We start from the raw sequence: 3384 nt of genomic DNA, 5'->3' as shown, positions 1-3384 counted from the left end.
CCACTTCCGTGCCCCCACCGCCCTCCCGGTCATCGGCGCGGTGCTGTGCGCCTACCTCGCCACGCCGTTGTCCGGCCGCTCCGGCGACGACTACCGCGTCGCGGGCTGGCTGATGCTGCTCGGGGTGGCCCTGTGGGCCTGCGTGTGGCTTGCCACCAAGGCCCTGAAGACGCGTGCCAACGCCGCCGACAACCAACCGGCCGCCCGCCCCTGACAACCCGGCCAACCCGGTCCCGTGCCGGGCGCCGGGCCGTGGAGTCGGCGATTTCCGGTCGGCCGGACGGCCCCGGCAGGCCGGGGGAGACGGCCGGCCGCCGGCTGGGGCTGGCCATGCTCGGCCGGTGCCGGCCGGCTCCTGGTCGTGCCTGGCCCGTTCCGGTGGCTGGCCGCGGCGGGTGCCTGGCCGTGGGGGCGGTGACTGCTGGTCGGTTGGATGGCCCTGGCGGGCGGGGGAGCCGGCCGCCGGCTGGGCCCTGGCCGTGCCGGCCGGCGCGGCGGGTGCCGGACGCCGCCACTTCCGACCGGCCGAATGGCTCTGACCGCCGGCGCGGACAAGGCGTCACTCCAGTCCGACTGGCGCTGTCAGGGCCCGCCGGGCCGGCCGGCCCGCCCGGGCAGGGCCTAGTGGGCCAGCGCGCCGCTCAGCTCGTTCGGTACGCCTTCCAGTGTCACCGAGTTGGTGATCTCGCCTGAGGCCAGGTCGACGGCGTGCAGTTCGCGCGTCGCCGGGTCCGTCACGTAGGCCGTGCCGCCCCGGGTGAAGATCGCCGGGCGGGGCTCCTGCCATTCGAGCGGCTCGGTCCACTCCTCGTCCAGGACCTGGATGGTGCGGGTCACCTCGGCCGACTCCGGGTCCACCACGTGGATCGCGCCGTCGGTGCCGAGGACGAGCGCCTCGCCCTCGGGGCCGCGGGCCAGGGAGCGGAAGGTGTAGCTGGTGCCGAGGTCCACCCGTTCGAGACCGCCCGTCTCGGTGTCGATCAGCGCGATCTCCTCCGGCCGCTCCAACTCGGCCTCCGCGTCCTGCTTGTAGTCCGCCAGGACGATCGGCGACTCCTCGGAACCGGCCTGGTTGCCCATCCGGCCGTACTCGGTCGGGCTGTCCACCTTGGTGATCTCGCCGTCCCGGTAGATCACGGCGCCGTCCTCGCAGCCGATCACCACCGCCTCGCCGAGCGCCGTCGACTCGCCGTGCACGCCGGGGCACTCCTCGCTGCGCGCGATCTCCTCGCGGTTCTCGTCGAGCACGAGGATGCCGGTACGCTCCTCCTCGGTGCCGAGCGTGACGACCAGCTCGCCGCTTGACAGCTCGATCGCCACCCCGTGGTGCGCGTCGGCCGCCTGGTAGGTCTCGGTCTCCGGCAGTTCGGAGGAGCCGAGGTCCGCCGGGTCGAAGCTGGTCACCTCACCCGTGCCGTCCGCGAACAGCACGGTGCGGCCGGCGTGCCGCACCACGTGCCCGGGGCGCGGGGCCGCGAACTCCAGGTCGGTCAGCTCGCCGCCGGCCGCGTCCAGGACCCGGAAGCCGGTCGAGGTGGACACCAGCACGTGCCGGTCGTCGCCCGCCGGGTTGACCCGGTTGAAGCCCTCGAGCGGGATGTCCGCCGCGACCTCGAACGACTCACCGTCGATGACGTAGAGACCGCCGTCGTAGGTGACCACCAGCGGGTCGGCGACGGACACGGACGACGCCTCGGTCTCCTCCGGCGACGCCTCCGACGACGCGTCGTCGGACGACGAGCCGCCGCAGGCGGTCAGCGAGGCCGCCGCGACGGCGGCCGTGAACACCACGCCGGCCTTCCGGAGCCGGTTCCAGGCATGCTTGGTCATGATGGGAACTCCTCTTCGTTACAGGGGGGGGTTGGGCGAGCGGGGGTCACGCCGCGCCGGACAGGCCGTCGGCGATGGCGTCCGTGTTGGTGCGCATCAGCGCGAGATACGTGCCGGCCGGTCCCTCCGGCTCGGTCAGGGACTCGGAGAACAGCTCGATCACCTCGACCCGCAGGCCGGCCTCCTCGGCCAGCACCTGGGCGAGTCGGTCCGGTTGCGAGGAGTCCGCGAAGATCGCCGGCACCCCGGCCTCCTCGACCGCCGAGGCCAGCGACTCGAGGTCGGAGGCGCTGGGCGAGGCCAGCGTGGTGCCGCTCGGGACCACGGCCCCGATGACCGTGAAGTCGTAGCGGTCGGCGAGGTAGCCGAAGACGTGGTGGTTGGTGACCAGCTCGCGCCGCCCGTCCGGGATCGCCGCGAACCGGTCCGTCATCCAGGCGTCGAGCTCGTCCAGCTCGGCCGCGTACTCGGCCGCGTTGGCCCGCACGGCGGCCTCGTCCACGCCGTCGACCTCGGCCACGACCCGGTCCGCGATGGCGTCGACCGCCGTCCGCACCCGTGACGGGTCGGTCCAGAAGTGCGGATCGGGCTCGCCCGCCTCGTCCCCGGCGTCGGTGCCGAACGGCAGCGGGTCGACCTCCTCGGCCACCGCCAGCGTCGCCACGCCCGCCTCGCCCGCCGCCGAGACGTTGCGAGCCACGCCCTCCTCGAGGCCGAGCCCGTTGTGCACCAGCAGCTCGGCGTCCTCGATGGTGGCCGCCTGCTGAGCGGAGATCCCGAAGGAGTGCGGGTCGGCGCCGGGCGCCATCAGCACGGTGACCTCGGCCTCGTCGCCAACCACCCGGCGGGTGATGTCGCCCAGGATGTTGGTCGTCACCACCACGCCCGAGCCACCGCCGTCCCCGCCGCCCGGCGCGCACGCGGCCAGCGGCAGCAGGGCGAGCACCGCGGCCACCACCGCCCCGGCCCTCATCGGCCCGTCTCCACGAGGAGTTCGGGCGCGAGGCCCGGATCGAGGGTGCGCGAGACCCGCAGGTCGTCGGCGTAGTCGATCTCGTGGACGACGCCGGCCGCCGAGTCGTTGACGTAGGCGCGGCTGGTGTCCAGCTCGATGACGGCGCCGGCGCCCGGCTCGGTCAACGGCTCGGTCGCCGCCGTCTCGGCGCCACCGTCGAGCTCGTACGAGCGCAGCGCACCGTCCGGCGTCAGCGCGAGCAGCGTCGTCCCGTCGCCTGGCGCGGCCGCCGCGAGCACCGGTCCTGTCTCGGTCAACGTCCAGGCGCGCTCGCCGAGTTCGAGCGTCCATACGCCGCGCTCACCGGCCGGCGCGACCAGCGTGCCGCTGCCCGGCCGCTGCCCGAACGTGCGCGGACGGTCGGCCGCGTCCGTGCCCTCGGGGTAGGGGATCGGCTCGCCGGCCAACTCCGCCCTCTCCCCGTCCCCTTCGGCCCGCACCAGCAGCGCGCCGTCCGCGCAGCCGAAGACCACCCCGTAGCGGGTGGCGGCGGCGTCGGCCGGCTCGGGGCAGGGCTCCGCGACGGACCCGACCCGCCC

The 3384-nt window shown here is 74.7% G+C and carries 2 protein-coding genes and 2 pseudogenes; 1 reads left to right on the top strand and 3 read right to left on the bottom strand.

The genetic code is table 11. From position 1 onward, the window contains the following. Positions 1-214: pseudogene (locus tag E1265_RS35090) on the top strand (amino acid permease); the annotation flags it as partial. 407 nt (positions 215-621) lie between these two features. On the opposite strand, the gene aztD reads toward E1265_RS35090, so the two are convergent. The 3 genes and pseudogenes from aztD to E1265_RS37580 form a co-directional block, all read right to left on the bottom strand. Further along, on the bottom strand, positions 622-1830 hold the full coding sequence (gene aztD, locus E1265_RS35085) for a zinc metallochaperone AztD (protein ID WP_132935000.1): 1209 nt from the start codon (positions 1828-1830) through the stop codon (positions 622-624). A 46-nt stretch (positions 1831-1876) separates the two neighbouring features. After that, positions 1877-2803: a zinc ABC transporter substrate-binding protein AztC gene (gene aztC / locus E1265_RS35080; RefSeq protein ID WP_132934999.1), complete on the bottom strand. Its 927-nt coding sequence runs from the start codon at positions 2801-2803 to the stop codon at positions 1877-1879. Then, positions 2800-3384 (bottom strand): annotated as a pseudogene (locus E1265_RS37580) (hypothetical protein); the annotation flags it as partial. The pseudogene E1265_RS37580 and the gene aztC, both read right to left, overlap by 4 nt.

The organism is Streptomyces sp. 8K308, assembly GCF_004348315.1.
Classification (GTDB): domain Bacteria; phylum Actinomycetota; class Actinomycetes; order Streptomycetales; family Streptomycetaceae; genus Streptomyces.
Note: the sequence above shows the minus strand (reverse complement) of the source record. Positions and strands in the feature narration are given on the sequence as shown.